The organism is Planktomarina temperata RCA23, from assembly GCF_000738435.1.
Classification (GTDB): Bacteria; Pseudomonadota; Alphaproteobacteria; order Rhodobacterales; family Rhodobacteraceae; genus Planktomarina; species Planktomarina temperata.
Genome location: NZ_CP003984.1, coordinates 2,939,811 through 2,958,064 on the forward strand (window position 1 = coordinate 2,939,811; position 18,254 = coordinate 2,958,064).

18 protein-coding genes are annotated in these 18,254 nt (G+C 54.6%); 12 read left to right on the forward strand and 6 right to left on the reverse strand.

All coding sequences use genetic code 11. From position 1 onward, the window contains the following. Window positions 1-23: 23 nt before the first annotated feature. From RCA23_RS14170 to RCA23_RS14205, 9 genes are all read left to right on the forward strand, one after another. Complete coding sequence (locus tag RCA23_RS14170) at window positions 24-737, forward strand: transporter substrate-binding domain-containing protein (RefSeq protein ID WP_044050858.1); 714 nt, start codon at window positions 24-26, stop codon at window positions 735-737. A 133-nt stretch (window positions 738-870) separates the two neighbouring features. Continuing rightward, the gene (locus tag RCA23_RS14175; protein WP_044050859.1) at window positions 871-1,737 is read left to right on the forward strand and encodes an ABC transporter permease; all 867 of its coding nucleotides are present in this window, start codon (window positions 871-873) and stop codon (window positions 1,735-1,737) included. After that, complete coding sequence (locus tag RCA23_RS14180) at window positions 1,734-2,537, forward strand: ABC transporter permease (RefSeq protein WP_044050860.1); 804 nt, start codon at window positions 1,734-1,736, stop codon at window positions 2,535-2,537. The genes RCA23_RS14175 and RCA23_RS14180 overlap by 4 nt, the downstream gene beginning before the upstream one ends. Continuing rightward, window positions 2,534-3,811: a glutamine synthetase family protein gene (locus RCA23_RS14185; RefSeq protein ID WP_052377209.1), complete on the forward strand. Its 1,278-nt coding sequence runs from the start codon at window positions 2,534-2,536 to the stop codon at window positions 3,809-3,811. Before RCA23_RS14180 ends, RCA23_RS14185 begins: the two co-directional genes overlap by 4 nt. A 60-nt stretch (window positions 3,812-3,871) precedes the next feature. Next, entirely contained in the window at window positions 3,872-4,573 is a 702-nt protein-coding gene (locus tag RCA23_RS14190; RefSeq protein WP_044050861.1) for a type 1 glutamine amidotransferase, read from the forward strand. Further along, on the forward strand, window positions 4,570-5,922 hold the full coding sequence (locus tag RCA23_RS14195) for a glutamine synthetase family protein (protein WP_044050862.1): 1,353 nt from the start codon (window positions 4,570-4,572) through the stop codon (window positions 5,920-5,922). Before RCA23_RS14190 ends, RCA23_RS14195 begins: the two co-directional genes overlap by 4 nt. Next, window positions 5,915-7,219, forward strand: a complete 1,305-nt coding sequence (locus RCA23_RS14200) for an NAD(P)/FAD-dependent oxidoreductase (protein WP_044050863.1) — start codon at window positions 5,915-5,917, stop codon at window positions 7,217-7,219. Before RCA23_RS14195 ends, RCA23_RS14200 begins: the two co-directional genes overlap by 8 nt. Continuing rightward, the gene (locus RCA23_RS16890; RefSeq protein ID WP_268870331.1) at window positions 7,216-7,350 is read left to right on the forward strand and encodes a hypothetical protein; all 135 of its coding nucleotides are present in this window, start codon (window positions 7,216-7,218) and stop codon (window positions 7,348-7,350) included. The genes RCA23_RS14200 and RCA23_RS16890 overlap by 4 nt, the downstream gene beginning before the upstream one ends. Before the next feature lie 66 nt (window positions 7,351-7,416). Beyond that, entirely contained in the window at window positions 7,417-8,784 is a 1,368-nt protein-coding gene (locus RCA23_RS14205; protein ID WP_044050864.1) for an aminotransferase, read from the forward strand. Between the two features lie 37 nt (window positions 8,785-8,821). On the opposite strand, the gene phaR is transcribed toward RCA23_RS14205, so the two are convergent. The 3 genes from phaR to RCA23_RS14220 form a co-directional block, all read right to left on the reverse strand. After that, complete coding sequence (gene phaR, locus RCA23_RS14210; protein WP_044050865.1) at window positions 8,822-9,370, reverse strand: polyhydroxyalkanoate synthesis repressor PhaR; 549 nt, start codon at window positions 9,368-9,370, stop codon at window positions 8,822-8,824. A gap of 157 nt (window positions 9,371-9,527) precedes the next feature. Next, a complete protein-coding gene (locus RCA23_RS14215) occupies window positions 9,528-9,950 on the reverse strand; it encodes a hypothetical protein (RefSeq protein WP_044050866.1) in 423 nt (140 codons plus the stop codon). 89 nt (window positions 9,951-10,039) lie between these two features. After that, window positions 10,040-11,782 carry a PHA/PHB synthase family protein gene (locus tag RCA23_RS14220; protein WP_044050867.1) on the reverse strand — a complete coding sequence of 581 codons (1,743 nt, stop codon included), beginning with the start codon at window positions 11,780-11,782 and terminating at the stop codon, window positions 10,040-10,042. A gap of 100 nt (window positions 11,783-11,882) precedes the next feature. On the opposite strand from RCA23_RS14220, the gene phaZ reads away from it, so the two are divergent. After that, entirely contained in the window at window positions 11,883-13,142 is a 1,260-nt protein-coding gene (gene phaZ, locus RCA23_RS14225) for a polyhydroxyalkanoate depolymerase (protein ID WP_044050868.1), read from the forward strand. Further along, entirely contained in the window at window positions 13,139-14,182 is a 1,044-nt protein-coding gene (gene rsgA / locus RCA23_RS14230; RefSeq protein ID WP_236631369.1) for a ribosome small subunit-dependent GTPase A, read from the forward strand. The genes phaZ and rsgA overlap by 4 nt, the downstream gene beginning before the upstream one ends. Before the next feature lie 6 nt (window positions 14,183-14,188). Here rsgA and RCA23_RS14235 read toward each other — a convergent pair whose 3' ends face one another. From RCA23_RS14235 to RCA23_RS14245, 3 genes are all read right to left on the reverse strand, one after another. Continuing rightward, window positions 14,189-14,884, reverse strand: coding sequence for an alpha/beta fold hydrolase (locus RCA23_RS14235; protein WP_044050869.1), 696 nt, complete (start codon window positions 14,882-14,884; stop codon window positions 14,189-14,191). Window positions 14,885-15,003: 119 nt separating this feature from the next. Continuing rightward, window positions 15,004-15,312 carry a YciI family protein gene (locus RCA23_RS14240; protein WP_169701427.1) on the reverse strand — a complete coding sequence of 103 codons (309 nt, stop codon included), beginning with the start codon at window positions 15,310-15,312 and terminating at the stop codon, window positions 15,004-15,006. A 21-nt stretch (window positions 15,313-15,333) separates the two neighbouring features. Next, the gene (locus tag RCA23_RS14245; protein WP_044050870.1) at window positions 15,334-16,080 is read right to left on the reverse strand and encodes an alpha/beta fold hydrolase; all 747 of its coding nucleotides are present in this window, start codon (window positions 16,078-16,080) and stop codon (window positions 15,334-15,336) included. A 222-nt stretch (window positions 16,081-16,302) separates the two neighbouring features. Between RCA23_RS14245 and thrS the strand changes: the two genes are divergently transcribed. Beyond that, window positions 16,303-18,249: a threonine--tRNA ligase gene (thrS, locus tag RCA23_RS14250; RefSeq protein WP_044050871.1), complete on the forward strand. Its 1,947-nt coding sequence runs from the start codon at window positions 16,303-16,305 to the stop codon at window positions 18,247-18,249. Window positions 18,250-18,254: the final 5 nt, after the last annotated feature.

Here is an 18,254-nt window from a genome sequence, read left to right on the forward strand (position 1 = left end):
CCACATATCTTAGGGAGATACATATGAATAAGCTGATCTTGACCACCGCCGCATTGGCGCTGACCGCTGGCATGTCTTTTGCCGATACAATCCGGATGGGCACCGAAGGGGCCTACCCCCCCTATAACTTCATCAACGATGCTGGCGAAGTTGACGGCTTCGAGCGTAAATTGGGTGATGAGCTCTGCGCGCGGGCCATGTTGACCTGCGAATGGGTTGTCAACGACTGGGACAGCATCATTCCAAACCTAGTGTCCGGCAACTACGACACCATCATTGCCGGCATGTCGATCACAGCGGAGCGTGATGAGGTGATCGACTTCACTCAAAACTATACCCAACCTGATCCTTCCGCTTATATGGCCCTCTCGGCTGATGTGGATCTCTCAAGCGCTGTGATTGCCGCGCAAGCCAACACCATTCAAGCCAGCTTTGTGGCCGCCTCTGGCGCCACACTGGTGGAATTTGCAACACCGGAAGAAACCGTGGCTGCCGTGAAAAACGGTGAAGCCGACGCTGTGTTGGCGGATAAAGCCTATCTCACCCCCGTGGCAGAAGGCGATGCCGATCTGGTGCTCTTGGAGCAACAAGAGTTGATCGGTGGCGGCGTGGGCATGGGGCTCCGCGAATCCGATACGGAGCTGCGCGACAAATTTGATGCCGCCATCGCCTCTATGAAAGCGGATGGGTCGTTGAACGCGCTGATCGCCGAATGGGACATTGGCGAACAATTCTAACTGAAAACCTTGGGGGCGGGTTCATCCTCGCCCCCATTGCCCCAGAACGCCGACGTATGAGACGCCGTTAAGGATTTAGAATAAATATTCACCGAAAAAGGCCCGCCGACGCCAAACCGAAGGTCCCAGTCCGATTTTTAACTATTGTTCAGATCCTAGCCTCCTTTCCAGCCTGCCCTGGCTCAGCTGCTATCTGACCACGGGCAAACACCTGTTGTTTTATCAATCCTTCGCAACGGTGCTCATCCTCTTGGCGGTCACGGCCCCTGCGGCGCTTGTGTTTGGCTTTGGCGGCGCGACCTTGGCGCGCGCCCGGCTCTTGCCATTACGCCTTATCGGCAAAACCTATATCTCCGCTGTGCGCGGCGTGCCTGATATTGCTTTTTTCCTGTTTTTTGTCATCGCCCTGGATCAAGGTTTCGAATGGCTGCGCCATCAGGCGCTTTGCCCCGATTGGAACGAACCTATTCGCCAAGGCAATGACTTCGTCGTCTGCGCTGCGGCCAAGCTGCCCTTGGGCACAGCCCCACAATATGTGCATGAGATTTACGGGTTTTTCACCGCGGTTTTGACCTTTGCAATCGTCTTCGGAGCCTTTGCCGCCAATGTCCTTTATGGTGCCATGCGCGCCGTGCCCCAAGCCCAGATAGAAACAGCGCAAGCCTATGGTATGCGCCCAGCGCAAGTATTTTGGCGTATTTTGGTGCCGCAAATGTGGGTCTATGCCCTGCCTGGGCTGTCCAATCTTTGGATGGTCTTGATCAAGGCCACACCGCTATTATTTTTGCTTGGCGTCGAAGACATTGTTTACTGGGCCCGCGAATTGGGTGGCACGAAACAGGCGAAATTCTCCGACTATCCCCATGGTGACTGGCGCATGCAGTATTTTCTGTTTCTGCTGGTCTTTTACCTTGCCTTTACCAAACTCTCCGAGGTGGTGCTGGAACGCGTAATGAAACGCCTCACACATGGGCAGGGTACATTGGGAGCCACCTCATGAGCTGCCAGCAAACCATTTTGGACTATGGGCTGCGCTCGCTGGGCTATGGCGAACGCCTGCTGCCCAAGTCGGATTTCACCCTTTGCCAGCATTTCACGCTGATTGGCTCGGGTCTCATTTGGAATATCTATTTCGGAGCCTTGGCACTTTTGATCGGATTTTTCATCGCCAATGCGATGGCGCTCGCCAAGGCCAGCCCCCGCGCGATTCTGCGCCGGCCGGCTGAATGGTTTATTTTAATTTTCCGCGGTTCTCCGCTGTTTATCCAATTTTTCTTGGCCTATTTCATCTTTCTGCGCCTCAAGCAGCAAGGCCTTCTGCCTTGGCTGACCGCGGCACAATTTGGGGCGCTCTTGGTGCTGATCCTCAACACAGCCGCCTATTCTGCCGAAATTTTCTACGGCGCGTTGCGGTCCGTGCCAAAAGGAGAGGTTGAGGCCGCCGATGCCTATGGCCTTTCGGGCTGGTCGCGCTTCCGCCGCGTGATCTGGCCCACCAGCCTACGCCTGGCTTGGCCGGCCTATACCAATGAGGCAATTTTTCTGTTTCATGCGACCACCTTGGTGTTTTTTTCAGGCTTCCCAGCCTGGCAACAGCGCGGCGATGCCCTCTATTACGCCAGCTATTTCGCCGATAAGACCTTCAACCCCTTCATCGCCTATCCTATTTTGGCCTTTTATTTCATCCTGCTCACTTTTGTGATCATCGGCTTTTTTGGCCTTGTCAACGCACGTCTCAATCGACATCTTCCAAGCCAGGCGCGCCCGAAGCTGCGCTATAGGCCACAGGTCATAAGATGAGCAAATCCCTTCGTGTCGCAGCTGTTGATCTCAATGGTCAATTACGCGGCAAACGCGTCCCCAAAGGCATGAGCGGCAAGCAAATGCGCATGCCGCTGTCCGTCCTCAATATTGATGTATTCGGGGCAGACATCCAAGAATCGCCGCTTGTGTTTGAAACCGGCGATCAAGACGGCATTATGGAGCCAGCGGGCCGTGACCCTGTCCCTCTGCCTTGGGTGGCAGGTGAGGCGGAATTGGACCTAAGGGTGATGCACAATGAAGATGGCTCCCCCTTTGAAGGCGACCCGCGCATTGCCTTGAGCGATGTTTTGAACCGTTATGCCCATCATGGCTGGCAGGTGATTGCCGCCTGTGAACTGGAATTTTTCTTGCTCGAAGATGGTGGCAATCTTGCGCCACCGGTGAATCCCAAAACCGGCCGCCGGTTGAGTGGAACCGAAATTTTGTCCCTGCGGGAATTGGATGGGTTCGATCACTTCTTCAACGATGTGTCCGAAGGGGCAAAGCTCATGGGGATAGGTGATTTGACCATCACCACAGAAGCCGGCGTTGGGCAGTTTGAAGTCACGATGACCCATGGCCCGGCACTTCACATAGCAGATAATGTCATTTTGCTCAAAGAACTGATCAAAGGCACCGCACGCAACCACGGCATGGCCGCAACCTTCATGGCCAAACCTTTTTCCGATGAAAGCGGCAACGGGCTGCACACGCATTTTTCGGTGATCAATCAGGCGGGTGAAAACATCTTCTGCAGCCAGGACAAGTTACAATCCGCAGTTGCAGGCTGTCTTGAGGCCTTCGAAGCCAGCACGTTGTTTTTCGCCCCCTATGTCAATAGTTTTGAACGTTTCGTCGCGGGCGCCCATGCGCCGACCTCCGCCACCTGGGGCTATGAAAACCGCACCGTCGCCATGCGTATTCCCAGTGGCCCAAAAGCCGCCACACGGATTGAACATCGCGTGGCCGGCGGCGACGCCAATCCTTATTTGCTTTTTGCCGCCATTTTCGGCGCCGCTTTAGAGGGTATAGAACGCAATTCCGTGCCACCTGCGCCAATTGAGGGCAATGCCTACGAACACCCCGCACAGCTGCCTGGGTTGTTGCCTGATCTTTCTGCCGCGATTGAAGGGCTGGAGGCGCCACTGCTTGAGCAGTTCATGCCCCCTCTCATTTTGGAAAATCTCGCGGCCACAAAATCACAAGAACGCGATCTTTTTGATAAGCTTTCGGATCATGACGCCCTCATGGCCTTGATCGACACTGCCTAAACACGTCTTTTCAAACCAGCGGAACCTGCATAGGATCCGCGCAATCTACAAGAGGTTCCAATGCTGATCGGCATTTTACAATGTGGCCATGCGCCGGATGAGGTCCGTGCCCAGCACGGTGATTTCGACGCTATGTTTGCCACTTTGTTTCAAAGCTATGACTTCACCTTCCAAACCTGGAACGTGGTGGATGGAGATTTTCCCGCCGCCATTGACGCGGCAGACGGATGGTTGATCTCCGGCTCCAAACATGGCGCCTATGAGGATCACGCTTTTATCCCTCCTTTGAGTGAATTAATCCGCGAGATCTATGCCAGCGCGCGCCCTATGGTGGGCATATGCTTTGGCCACCAGATCATAGCGCAAGCGCTGGGGGGGCGCGTGGAGAAATTTGAAGGGGGCTGGGCTATTGGCCGACATGACTACAGCTTTAATGGCCATGGCTCGGTGACGTTGAATGCTTGGCATCAAGATCAGGTCACGACCCTACCTCCCGAAGCGCAGGTCATCGGCAGCAGCCCATTTTGCCAATTCGCCGCGCTGATTTATGGGCAAAAAGCTTTTACGGTTCAGCCGCACCCCGAGTTCAGCAATTCAGTCTTCGATGATTATGTGAAATCGCGACGCTCAAGCCCAGTCTATCCGCCGGCCTTCATGGAACGCGCGGATCAATTGCGCGATGTACCGATCCAGAATTCCGCAATTGCGCAGGATATAGCCGCCTTCCTCAAAGGAAAATATATACCGGAGATACGCTCATGAGTTGGAAAGACAGCCTACCGGCCAGTGCCAAAGCCTATATTGGCGAGCGGCAATTGGATGAGGTCGAATGCATCATTTCCGATTTTCCGGGCGTGGCGCGCGGCAAAGCGGTTCCGGCCTCAAAATTTGCCAAACAAGAGCATTTCTATCTGCCCAACTCAATTTTCCTGCAAACGCTCACGGGCGAATGGGCGGAAGCGGCAGGCGAGGAGGGCTGGGTGGAGCCTGATATGACACTGCGCCCCGACCTCGACACCGCCACCGCAGCACCTTGGGCCACCGATGCCACCTTGCAGGTCATTCATGATGCCTATGATCGCGATGGTGCGCCGATCCCAACCGCGCCGCGCAATGTCCTCAAGCGCGTGGTTCAATTGTTCCGCGACAAGGGGCTTGAGCCTGTGGTTGCGCCAGAGATGGAATTTTTTCTTGTTGCCCGCAACACAGATCCGGCGCAACCGATTGTGCCAATGATGGGGCGCTCAGGCCGGCCAGCGGCGGCGCATCAAGCCTACTCGCTTTCCGCCGTTGATGAATATGGCCCGGTGATCGATGATATTTATGACTTTGCTGAGGCCCAAGGTTTTGAAATTGATGGCATTACCCAAGAGGGCGGCGCGGGTCAGGTTGAGATCAATCTGCGCCATGGTGATCCGGTGAAACTCGCCGATGAGGTGTTCTTTTTCAAACGCCTGATCCGCGAAGCGGCCTTGAAACACGATTGTTTTGCAACATTCATGGCCAAGCCCATCGCCGATGAACCCGGCTCCGCCATGCACATTCACCACTCATTTTTGGACGCAGATGGCGACAATATTTTTGTCGGCCCACAGGGCGGTGAGACTGATGTTTTTTACCATATGATCGCCGGGCTGCAAAATCATCTGCCATCGGTCATTGCCATGCTGGCGCCCTATGTGAACAGCTACCGGCGCTACGTCAAAGATCATGCCGCCCCAATCAACCTCGAATGGGCCCGCGACAATCGCACCACAGGAATTCGCATCCCCCTGTCTTCACCGAAGTCACGCCGGATTGAAAACCGTCTGGCAGGAATGGATTGCAATCCCTATCTTGGCATCGCCGCCTCCCTGGCCTGTTGCTATCTTGGGCTTGAAGATCAGGAGCGCCCCGACAAACAATATCGAGGTGACGCCTATGACAGCGAAGAGGCGATCCCTTATGACCTTTTCACGGCCATGGATATTTTTGATGAGGCCAAGCGCCTGCATGAGGTGCTTGATCCCGAATTTGCCCGGGTCTATTCGATCGTCAAGCGCACGGAATATAGTGAATTTTTGCAGGTCATTTCCACTTGGGAGCGCGAGCATCTGTTACTGAATGTCTGATTTTCTCTACGCCAATGATCAACCGGGCCGCTATCCCGCCAGCTGGTATGCTCAAAACATTCCCGAGCACCCGGCCCGGCCCGCACTTACAGATGTGATATCTTGTGATGTCTGCATCATTGGTGCAGGCTTCACAGGATTGTCCTGCGCGCTTCATTTGGCGCAAAAGGGCTATCATGTCATCGTGTTGGATGCGCATAGGGTAGGCTTCGGCGCCTCCGGCCGCAACGGCGGGCAAGTGGGATCTGGGTACAACCAAAGTCAACAGACGCTTGAGAAGACACTGGGCCATGATGCGGCCCATCAGCTTTGGGATATGGCACAGGCCGCCAAATCTCTGACACAAGATTTGGCAGCCCGCCACGCGCCAGAGGCCGGCTATCAACCCGGTGTCGCCGAAGCAGACTTCAACGCAAAAGACCGGGCCAGCAGCCACGCAAAGGCGGATTATCTGGCCCGGCATTATGCCTATGAAAAGATTGATTGCCTTAACCAAACGGATATCGCAAATCTCATCAAATCCCCACGCTATGCGGGGGGGATCATTGATTGGGGCGCCGGGCATCTTCATCCGCTGCGCTACGCCTTGGGCCTAGCCACTGCCGCTGAGACCGCCGGGGCGCGCATTTTTGAAAACAGTGCGGCAATTTCGGTGCAAGACGGCCCCCCGAGCCTCGTGCAAACCGCCAAAGGCCAATTGCGCGCCAGCTATGTCGTCCATGCCACCAATGGCTATCACAGCAGCCTCAACCCGCGCCAAGCCGCCAAGGTCATGCCGATCAATAACTTTCTGGTGGCCACAGAGCCGCTGGACCGGCCGCAAGAGGTTTTGAGCAAGCCCATCGCTGTCGCCGATAACCGCTTCGTGCTCAATTACTATCGCCTCAGCCATGACAATCGGCTGATTTTTGGCGGTGGCGAAAGCTATGGAGCACGGTTTCCAGAAGATATTTTTGCTAAGGTCCGCAGGCCCCTGTGTGAAATTTTCCCACAGCTGGCCGATGTGCCGCTGACCCATGCCTGGGGCGGAACCCTCGGAATCACCACACGGCGTCTGCCGCTCTTTGCCCATGTCGGGCCGCAGCAGCTCACCGCTTCTGGCTATTCCGGGCATGGGGTGGCTCTGGCGGGATTCGCTGGGCAAGTCTTGGCAGAGACGATTGCGGGAGATGCAGAGCGCTTTGACCTTCTGTCCCAGCTTCCCACCCCCTCCTTTCCTGGCGGGCAAAGCCTGCGCGGCCCAATCATGACTTTGGCGATGACATGGTTCGCTCTGCGCGATAGGCTCGGCCTATGACACAGGTTGCCCCTTGCAGATTCACAGCAAAATCCGTGCCTGCCACAGGCTGGTTTGGCGTGGCCAATGGCACATGGGCTTGGGCGGGCGCGCCGCCCCAAAATTGCGGCACTGATTTCATCCGGCCTTAACTGTAAAGGCCTCCTGTTTTTGGGCCGGCGGCCTGCCCTCCGGTCCCTCCAAGCAAAGGTCCCCCTATGAAAGACCAATCTCCGAACAGCTGGGAAGCACGGGCTGATGCCCATTCCTTCTACGGCTTCACCGATTTACCAACGATTGAAAACCGCGGTGCAACGGTCCTCACCCACGGCCGCGGCCCCTATGTTTTTGACGTGCACGGCCGACAATTTTTAGATGCCAACTCTGGCCTTTGGAATATGGTTGCCGGATTTGATCATGCCGGTCTCGCACAGGCCGCCAAGGATCAATATGACCGCTTTCCCGGCTATCACGCCTTTTTTGGCCGAATGTCCGACCAAACTGTGATGCTGTCGGAAAAGCTCGTTGAGGTCTCCCCCTTTGAGAGCGGCAAGGTGTTTTACACCAACTCTGGCTCTGAAGCCAATGACACGATGGTCAAAATGCTTTGGTTTCTGCACGGGTCAGAAGGCCATGATCAGCGACGCAAAATTATTACCCGCAAGAATGCCTACCATGGCGTCACGGCGGTCTCGGCATCTATGACCGGCAAGCCCTATAACTCTGTCTTCGGCCTGCCTTTGCCCGGCTTTTTGCATCTGACCTGTCCGCATTATTGGCGAGAAGGCCAGCCAGGCGAAACGGAGGCGCAATTCACCGCGCGGCTTGCGGCTGAATTGGAAGAGATGATCCTGCGCGAGGGCGCAGACACGATTGCCGGTTTCTTTGCAGAACCAGTGCTGGGCGCAGGCGGGGTGATTCCACCGCCAGAGGGCTATTTTCAGGCGCTTCAACCCATATTGCAAAAATATGGTATCCCATTGATTTCCGATGAGGTGATTTGCGGTTTTGGGCGCACGGGGCATACTTGGGGATGCGAGGCCTATGGGTTTGTACCGGATGCCATCATCAGCTCCAAAAACCTCACGGCTGGATATTTCCCCATGGGGGCGGTCATTCTTGGCCCGCAATTGACCCAGCGTTTGCAAGCAGCTTCAGAGGCGATTGAGGAATTCCCGCATGGGTTCACCGCATCCGGCCATCCGGTTGGCTCCGCCATTGCATTGAAAGCCATTGATGTCATCATGAATGAAGGGCTGGCTGAGAATGTGCGCCGCCTAACCCCCTATTTCGAAGCGCATATGCAGCGGCTCCTTGAAAATCCAAATATCGGTGAGGCAAGAGGTAAGGGCTTGATGGGGGCATTGGAGGCCGTGCAAGACAAGGGGAGCAAAACCCCCTTCGCCGCAGAGTTGTCTGTCAGTGAGCGGATCGCGAACACCTGCACCGATCACGGGTTGATCTGTCGACCTTTGGGGCAATCTATCGTGCTTTGCCCGGCGTTCATCTTTACCGAGAGCCATATCGATGAGATGTTTGAAAAGCTGGAAGCGGCTTTGAAACAAGTGTTCCGTGAAGTGGCCTAGTCGTCGCGTCGGGCGGGGTCTTCCGCCCGACATTACCTTATAATTTCGACAATTTTTCTTGCAGCTCCGCCAATTGCGATTTGATGTCGTTCAGATCATCGGCGCTTTCATTGGCGCGGCTGTCAGGACGGCTGGTCGGGGTTGAGCCAGCCAGACCGCCGGTCATCGCCTTCATAAATGCCTCTTGCTGAGCCTTCATCATCTCAAAGCCTGGCATGGCGGTCATAGGATTGACCACTGTGAGATTTTCCATGGCTTTGGATTGCCCATCGCGCAGCATCTCAAAGCTGGCCGCAAGAAATTGCGGTACAATCGATGTGGCTTGGGAGGCGTAGGAGCGCACCAAATCCGTCAGCACATCCACCGGCAATACATTCTCACCACGGCTTTCGTGCTCGGCTATAATTTGCAGCAAATATTGCCGCGTCAGATCATCGCCAGATTTTAGATCAATGATCTGGACCTCGCGTCCATCTCGAATGAACCCGGCAATATCATCCAGAGTCACATAATCGCTTGATTCGGTGTTGTATAAACGCCGGCTCGCATAACGCTTAATCAGAAGCGGTTGTGTTTTCTTGCTCATATCCCAGCCCTTTGCAGCGACTCACCGCATTTGCGCGGCACTGCGGCAATGCTATGCAAACGCAGCACAAAAAGAAAGGGCGCAGCAAACGCTGCGCCCTTCAATACCGGTTCATCTAAATTTGGGAGGACAGATAAACCTAACTTTTTATCGTAACTCAGGCAGCTTTTGCAGCTTTACCGGCTTTTTTCATGGCAGCTGTAGCTTCAGCGCTCACTTCTTTGCCAGCAGCCATCATCAACTCAGCGGAGTCCAGTTGCACTTTTTTCGCAACACCGGCCATAGCAGCCATGTTTTCAGCAGCCATTTCAGCGGAAGAAGATGCAAAATCTGTCAATGTCTGCGCGGCAGCGGCAGGATCTGCGTTTACTTTTGACAAGTCAGCAACTTTTTCCAAAGAAGCTTTTGTCCAAGCAGAAGAAATCTCGGCCGATTTCATCGCAGCTTCCAAAGCAACTGCAGACATTTTTTCGCCAAAAGCCACTTGAGCTTTGTAGGCATCTTCAAAAGCAGACATATCTACTGGGAATTTACCCATCATGTCTTTGAACATCGCGGTGTAATCAGGTGTTTTTGTCATGTGCTTAATCCTCAAGCGTGTTTTCTCTCTGACACCTATTTAGATGCTGCGTTGCGGCATTGCAAGTATTTTCTGCACTGCAGCATAAATTATTTCAACACATACTGCCCAGGCGCATTGCCCAACTTCAGTCCTTTAGGAGATTTTGGCTTGCGCGCCTTGATGCTATTGCCGCTTTGCAGCATTAACCAGTCTTTCCAAGCAGGCCACCAGCTGCCTGTGGAATGAGCCGCCGAAGACTGCCAAGCTTCTGGGCTCTCGGCCAAAGACTTCTGGGTGTAATAGCCATATTTATTGCGCTGCGGCGGATTGATGATGCCCGCAACATGACCAGATTCAGCCAAGATAAAATAGCGGTCAGCCCCGGTCATTTGCTGCACACCCCGGTAGGATTGTGCCCAGGCGGCAATATGATCTGTCTCACAGGCCACTGCGCAGACCGGCACGTCAATATCGCTCAAGTGCAGCCGCGCTCCGCAGACCTCAAACCCGCCATCGGCGAATTGATTCTTTTGGCAAAGCCCACGCAGATACTCGATCGCCATACGGCCTGGCAGGTTGGTGCCATCGCCATTCCAATACAGCAGATCAAACGCCGGCGGTGTCTCCCCCATCATATAATGACGAATTGCGGGGCCGTAGATCAGATCATTCGAGCGCAAAAAGGAAAAGGTCCGCGACATGAAGAATTTATCTAAGATGCCATGCTCCTCCACCTCATCCGCGATTCCATCCACAAAGTCATTGCCCAAGAACACCGACATCTCCCCCTGATCGGAAAAGTCTGTCAGAGTGGTAAACAGGGTGGCGGATTTCACCGATGTGTCGCCGCGCTGCGCCAAAAGCGCCAAGGTTATGGACAAGGTTGTGCCGCCTATACAATAGCCCGTGGCATTGACCTGCGGCACATCGCAAATCTGTTTGACCTGTTCAATTGTCGTCAGAAACCCATCCTCAATATAGGTTTCGACACCCGTGTCGCGCATCGACGCATCCGGATTAACCCAGCTGACCACAAATAGCGTGAAGCCTTGATCGACGATCCATTTGACCAAGCTATTCTCTGGCCGCAGATCCATGATGTAGAATTTATTGATCCAGGGCGGGAAGATCACCAAAGGCACTTCCTGCACCGTTTGCGTGGTGGGACTATATTGAATCAGCTCAAACAGATGATTGCGGAACACAACTTTACCCGGCGTCGTCGCGATATTGCTGCCGACATCAAAGGCGCCTTGATCGGCCAGAGTCACCATGAGATCGCCATTATTGGCCTCAATATCTCGCACAAGATTTTCCAACCCCCGCACGAGGCTCTCCCCATCGGTCTCAACCGCCCGGGCCAAGGCCTGCGGGTTTGTCCCGAGAAAATTGCTTGGGCTGAACATATCCATGATCTGGCGGCTAAAGAAATCCAACTTTTGCCGCTCACGGGTGTCGAGATTGTCCATCTGCGCAACGGCCGTTTCCATCGCCTTGGTATTGAGCAAATACTGCTGTTTAATAAAATTAAAATAAGGGTGCTCATTCCACAACGGATCAGAGAATCTGCGATCTGCTGGCGCGCTTTGACTGTCGACGAAATGCTGTAAAGATTGCCCCCAATAGGCGATTTGTTGCTCGATCATACGGGATGGATTGCTCATCATCTCCGTGACATAGGCTGTTGCGGCCTTGGTAAACAGATCGTGGCCGGGCCCCTGCAAGGCGGGTCGCACGGGTTTTTTATGGGAAACCGCTGCCAAAAGCCGCTGGGTCAGCGCCTCGACACGTTGTAAATTTTCAGTCAATCGCTCTAATCCGAGCTCAGTGCTGCCGTTATCAGTTGTCATGTCGACAAAAGCCCCCTAGTTTGCAGTTGCAGCATAAATGAAACTTTAGAATTATCAAAATATAAAGTTGCATAGCCGCCATGCAAGGAGAGAAACGTCAATGCGCTATATGGCCACTTACGATATGATGGAAACATTGCGGAACACCAATCAATGGATGGGTGCAACTGCGAAAGCGATGGCCTCCTACCCCATGTTTGCCATGGTCCCTAACCCCGCTTTTCAGTGGATGTCGGCTTGGGGAGAAGTCACCGAACGGGCCTATGCGCGCATGGTGGTCAAGCCCGGCTGGCGTTTGGATTTTGTCTCAACCGAGGATGGTAAAGATCATTTGGTTGAAGTCGAAACCCTATTGGCAAAGCCGTTTGGCGACTTGATCCATTTCGCCGTGCCTGGCCGCAGACCAAGGGACCGCAAAGTTCTTCTGGTCGCTCCGATGAGCGGACATTACGCCACGCTCCTGCGCTCCACTGTGCGCAGTCTGCTGCCTGATTGTGAGGTCTACATCACGGATTGGCACAATGCCCGCGATATTCCTGTCAGCGCCGGCAAGTTCGATGTGGAAGACTACACCCTCTATCTCGCAGAATTTATAAGAGAACTTGGCTCAGACACCCATGTCATCGCTGTGTGCCAACCCGGACCAATTGCGCTTGTTGCAACAGCCTATCTCGCCGCCACCACCCCCGAGGCGCAGCCCGCGAGCCTGACTTTGATTGGCGGCCCGATTGATCCCGATGCCAATCCAAGCGACGTCACCGACTTTGGCAATCGCGTTCAAATGGGGCAGTTGGAAGAAACTATGATCCAGCAAGTTGGGTTTCAACATGCCGGTGTCGGCCGCCGGGTCTATCCCGGCCTGCTGCAATTGATGAGCTTCATGTCCATGAACAGCGACACCCATGGCAAGGCTTTCACCGATCAAATTATCCGCACAGCTCAGGGCGAAGCGCGCGACAATGACAAACACAATCGCTTTTACGATGAATATCTCGCCGTGATGGATATGACAGCTGAGTTTTACCTTTCAACGGTGCACCGGATTTTCAAGCAACGCGAAGTGGCGCGCAACGCATTTTATGTGCAAGGAATCCATGCGGATATCTCGAAAATAACATCCGTTCCCGTGATTGTCGTGGAGGGGGAGAATGATGATATCTCCGCGCCGGGGCAATGTTTGGCCGCGCTGGACCTGCTCACCGGCTTGCCAGACTCCCTAAAAGCAGCACATCTCGAACCGGGCGCCGGCCACTATGGTATTTTCGCGGGCAAAAGCTGGCGCAATAATATCCGCCCCTTGGTGCTTGAGTTTATCGCCGGCACACAAGAGCACAGAAAGAAAAAACCATCGAAAGTTTGAGCCTACCCACCCAGCGCGACGCAGCAGGCCAACTGCGCGCTCTGGGCTGGTCAAAGTATTTTGCCGATCAAGCCACCTCCGCCGCCCTCTCGAAAACCCCACCCGTGCGGATCACACAGGTGCACCGCAACACGCTGCATATCCAAGGCGTTGATCTCGACATGATCATTCCGGGCCTTCACGGCGTCACAGTTGGAGACTGGCTCCTCTTTGACGCCGACACGCCGCGCAACAGTCAATTGTTGAGCCGCAAAAGCTTGATCAAACGGCGCGCACCGGGTCATGATCGCAAAGAACAACTGATCGCTGCCAATCTGGACACGGCTTTTGTTGTGACCTCTTGTAACAATGACTTCAGCCTGGCGCGGTTGGAACGCTATGTTGCCATGGCCCATGAGGCCGGTGTTACCCCGGTCATCATTTTAAGCAAAATCGATTTGACCACCGAAGCCAGCGACTTTGCAGCGCAGGCGCAAAGTATTTCACCGCAGCTCTCAGTGGTCTGCCTCGACGCCCGTAGTCCCGAGGCCATTGAACTCTTACGCCCTTGGTGCCAAGCCGGGCAAACCGTCGCCTTTCTGGGCTCCTCCGGTGTGGGCAAATCGACCTTGACCAATTCCCTGGCCGGCAATGAGGCCATTGCGACCCAAGATGTCCGCGCCAGCGACGACAAGGGCCGTCACACCACCACCGGACGGCAATTGCACATTCTGCCCAGCGGATGCGCCGTCTTGGATACGCCTGGGATGCGTGAAATCCAACTGACTGATGTCTCTGTCGGCTTGGAAGAGACCTTTGCGGACCTGCACGCCCTCAAACAAAACTGCCGCTTCAATGACTGTGCCCACAAGACAGAACCCGGCTGCGCCGTGCAAGCGGCCGTTGCTTCAGGAGAGGTTGATGTGCCGCGCCTGCAACGCTGGCTCAAACTTGTGGCGGAAGATGCCGAAAACACCAAATTCTTGGCCAATCGCAAACTGCGTGATCGGGCAAAAAACAAACTCGAAAAATCTGTCACAAAATACAACTCAAAGAAATAGCACCCCTCATGTCAGCCAATGACGCAGGGCAGAAATGGTCGCCGCTGGCTGTTCCAGGGTCGGGATATGTCCCGCGTTTTCAATAACAACCAGCTCTGCGGGCTCAATCAATTCAGCTATGAATTCTTGTCTCTGAAGCGGGGTGACTAGATCTTCAGCACCACAGAGCACCAAACAGGGGCACTTAATTAAGGCCAGAGACCGCTGATAATCCCGGCGCTTTTGCAAAGCCCGCGATTGGCGCACGAAGACATCTGGCCCGAGCGACAGTGCCATATCCACCATCATGTCGAAAATATGGGCTTTGAAGGGTGTCTCGGCCAGGAGCTCAGGGATCAACTCCTCGCGGATGACCTGTTCCAGCCGCCCCGTGCGCGCCGCGATGATCTGCGGCTCCCTTTCGGCCGCCCGTACCGGCGTTTCGCCCATGGGATTGGTCGCAATCAAGCACAGGCGGCTCACGCGAGTGGGCGCGCGCCGCAAGATCTCCAGCGCAACAGTACCACCGAACCCATGCCCGCAGAGAGCAAAACGACGCGGCGCCATGTCCAAAATCATGCTGGCACGCTCTTCGACCCGCTCACCCAAATGGACCGGCCCAACCATCACAGCTCGGTCGTGAGAGAGCCCGTCAATTTGTGGCGCAAAAAGGCGCGCATCGCACATCATGTCAGGTAAAACTACCAGCGGATCCAAATTCATGCCGCATTACTTGCAATTTTTAAAACGCTTGCCAAGTTCTCCCGAGGGGAATTAACCTTAATAGTTCTATATCTTACAAAGATATTCGCAAAACCCATGCGGCGCGGGCAAACCAAATCTCAACCGCCCATGACCATCAATTCTGAAACCGCCATTTTGGCATGATCTGAGAACGGGTCGGACTGCGCGATTTTCACAGCGGCCTCCATATCGTCTGCCTCAACGATCAAAAACCCGGTGATGGCCACGGGCTCATCACTGACTCCATCCGGGCCAACCACTTTGGAGCGTTTCACCGGTGAAGCGGGATAAACCACGGCCTCCCCCAAGCCCGTCAACCAGTTCATCCATTTGCCCATATGCGCCTTGCCTTCTTCTGGCGACGTCATCTGAGGTTGCTCTAAATAAGTTAATAAAAATTGTGCCACGCGATAATCTCCTAAAATTCATTATGCCTTAATTGCGCCAATCACATCCGTAATCGCCTCTTGGGTCAAGGCCAGAGCTCGGGGAGATGAAAAACGGTGATCCCCTCCCTTGAGCAAGCGCAGTTGAATATCATCGCCCGTGGCAAGCGCAAAAAGGCGTTGAGCCAGGTCAACGGAAACCTCCTCATCCTCATCACCTTGCAAAAATCGCGTGGGAAAAGGCAAATGCAGCGGGCTGCGCAGAACTAGATGCAACCGACCGTCCTCAATGAGGCGTTTGGTGATCGGATAGGGATCGCCGTAATCCGACGGAATATTAACCAGCCCCTCTTGAGCCAAAAACTTTCGAGTATCCGCATTGAAGCTTGCCCAAAACCCATCTTCCGTAAAATCTGGAGCCGCGGCGATGGTCACCAGCCCGGCAATACGCTCTGGAATTCTCTTTGCCATCAAAAGGGAAATCCAGCCTCCCATCGACGAGCCAACCAAAATTTGTGGGCCTTGGGTGAGTTCACAAATTGCCGCCTGCGCATCTTCCGCCCAATCGCCAATGCATCCATCGGTGAAGGCCTCCGAAGACGCGCCGTGCCCCGAATAGTCAAATCGCAGAAACCCGCGCCCCTCCGCCTTGCACCAGGCCTCCAATTGCAGCGCCTTGGTGCCCGTCATATCGGACATAAACCCACCCAAAAACACCACGCCCGGCCCCATGCCCTTGCTCTGCACATAGGCAATCTTGCGGCCCGTATCCGTTGTTAAAAATTTCATGCGCCCCCCAAAGTCTGATCCTAATTTTAGCTGCACAATGGACACTGACAATGATATTTTACGCCCCCGCGAGTCCATCTGATGGGCCTGTGTCATAATGGCCGCAACGCGCCCCGCCGCTTGAGCGGTTGACAGTCAAATTCAAAACCGCCAAACAGCAGCCGAACCAAATACCCGCAACCGGGCGTTCCGTGGGCGCCAAACTGACGAGGAGTGCCCGTGATGGCCCAAATCTCACTCACCCTTCCTGACAATTCTATCCGCCATTATGAGGCCGGCATCACCGCCGCCGAAGTGGCTGCTGATATCGCCAGCTCTTTGGCGAAGAAGGCGATTTCTGCCACAGTGAATGGCGCACATTTTGATCTGGCTTGGCCCATTGAGACCGACGCCACGATCGCCATTCACACCATGAAAGATGAGGCGCAAGCCAATGAGCTGATTCGCCATGATTTGGCCCATATCATGGCCCGTGCGGTTCAAGAGATCTGGCCCGATGTTCAGGTGACCATAGGCCCGGTGATCAAAGACGGCTGGTATTATGATTTTGATCGCAAAGACCCTTTCACCCCGGAAGACTTGGGCGTGATCGAGAAAAAGATGAAGGAAATCATCAACAAGCGCGATGCCGTCCGCGCCGAAGTTTGGGACCGTGCGCGCGCGGTGCAACATTATACCGATGCCAAAGAGCCCTATAAGGTGGAGCTGATTGACGCCATCCCTGGCGACGAACCGCTGCGGATGTATTGGCACGGTGACTGGCAAGACCTCTGCCGTGGACCGCATTTGCAACACACAGGGCAAGTGCCCGCGGATGGGTTCAAACTGATGAATGTGGCCGGCGCCTATTGGCGCGGCGACAGCGACCGAGCGATGCTACAACGCATCTATGGGGTCGCATTTTCCAATAAGGAAAAGCTCAAAGCCCATCTGCATATGCTGGAAGAAGCCGCAAAACGCGACCACCGCAAATTGGGCCGCGAAATGGATTTGTACCATATGCAAGAAGAGGCGCCCGGGCAGGTCTTTTGGCATCCAAACGGCTGGACCATCTACACCGAGCTACAAGATTACATGCGCCGCAAACAACGCGCAGGCAGGTATGTTGAAGTCAACACCCCGCAGGTCGTGGACCGCAAGCTCTGGGTGGCCTCAGGCCATTGGGACAAATACCAGGAGAATATGTTCATCGTTGAGGTGGATGAAGAACATGCCCGCGAAAAGGCCGTCAATGCGCTCAAGCCGATGAACTGCCCCTGCCATGTTCAAATTTTCAATCAAGGCTTGAAATCCTACAGAGATCTGCCGCTGCGCATGGCGGAATTTGGCAGCTGCGCACGCTACGAGCCATCCGGTGCACTGCATGGCATTATGCGGGTGCGCGGCTTTACCCAAGACGACGGGCATATTTTCTGCCGTGAAGATCAAATCGAAGAGGAAACGGCGCTATATATCGCCTATCTAACCTCCGTTTACAAAGATCTCGGCTTTGAATCCTTTCGGGTGAAATTCAGTGATCGGCCAGAAAAGCGCTCCGGCTCTGATGAGGTTTGGGATCGTGCAGAAACCGCCCTTTTGGCCGCGACCCGCAAAGCGGGCATTGAACCGGAGATGAACCCGGGAGAAGGCGCCTTCTATGGTCCAAAATTGGAGTTTGTTTTGACAGACGCCATTGGCCGGGATTGGCAATGCGGCACCCATCAGGTGGATTTCGTTCTGCCTGAACGCTTGGACGCCAGCTACATCGGCGAAGATGGGAATAAGCATAGGCCGGTCATGCTGCATCGCGCCTGCTTGGGATCTTTTGAACGGTTCATCGGGATATTGATCGAAGAACATGCCGGTCGCTTGCCACTTTGGCTGGCACCGCGTCAGGTGGTCGTAGCTTCCATTGTGTCGGACGCCGATGAATTTGTTCATGAGGCGGTTGCGGCCCTGCGCGCCGCGGGCATTCGGGCCGAAGCCGATACCCGCAACGAAAAAATCAATTATAAAGTGCGCGAGCATTCCGTGGCCAAAGTGCCTGTGATCCTCGCTGTGGGGATGAAAGAGGTTGCAGATCGCACGCTCTCCATGCGCCGCTTGGGCAGCAAAAACAGCGAAGTTGTGGCGCTCGATCAACTGGTGGCAGAGCTCAAAACCGAATCCACACCACCAGATTTGCTGTAAAACCC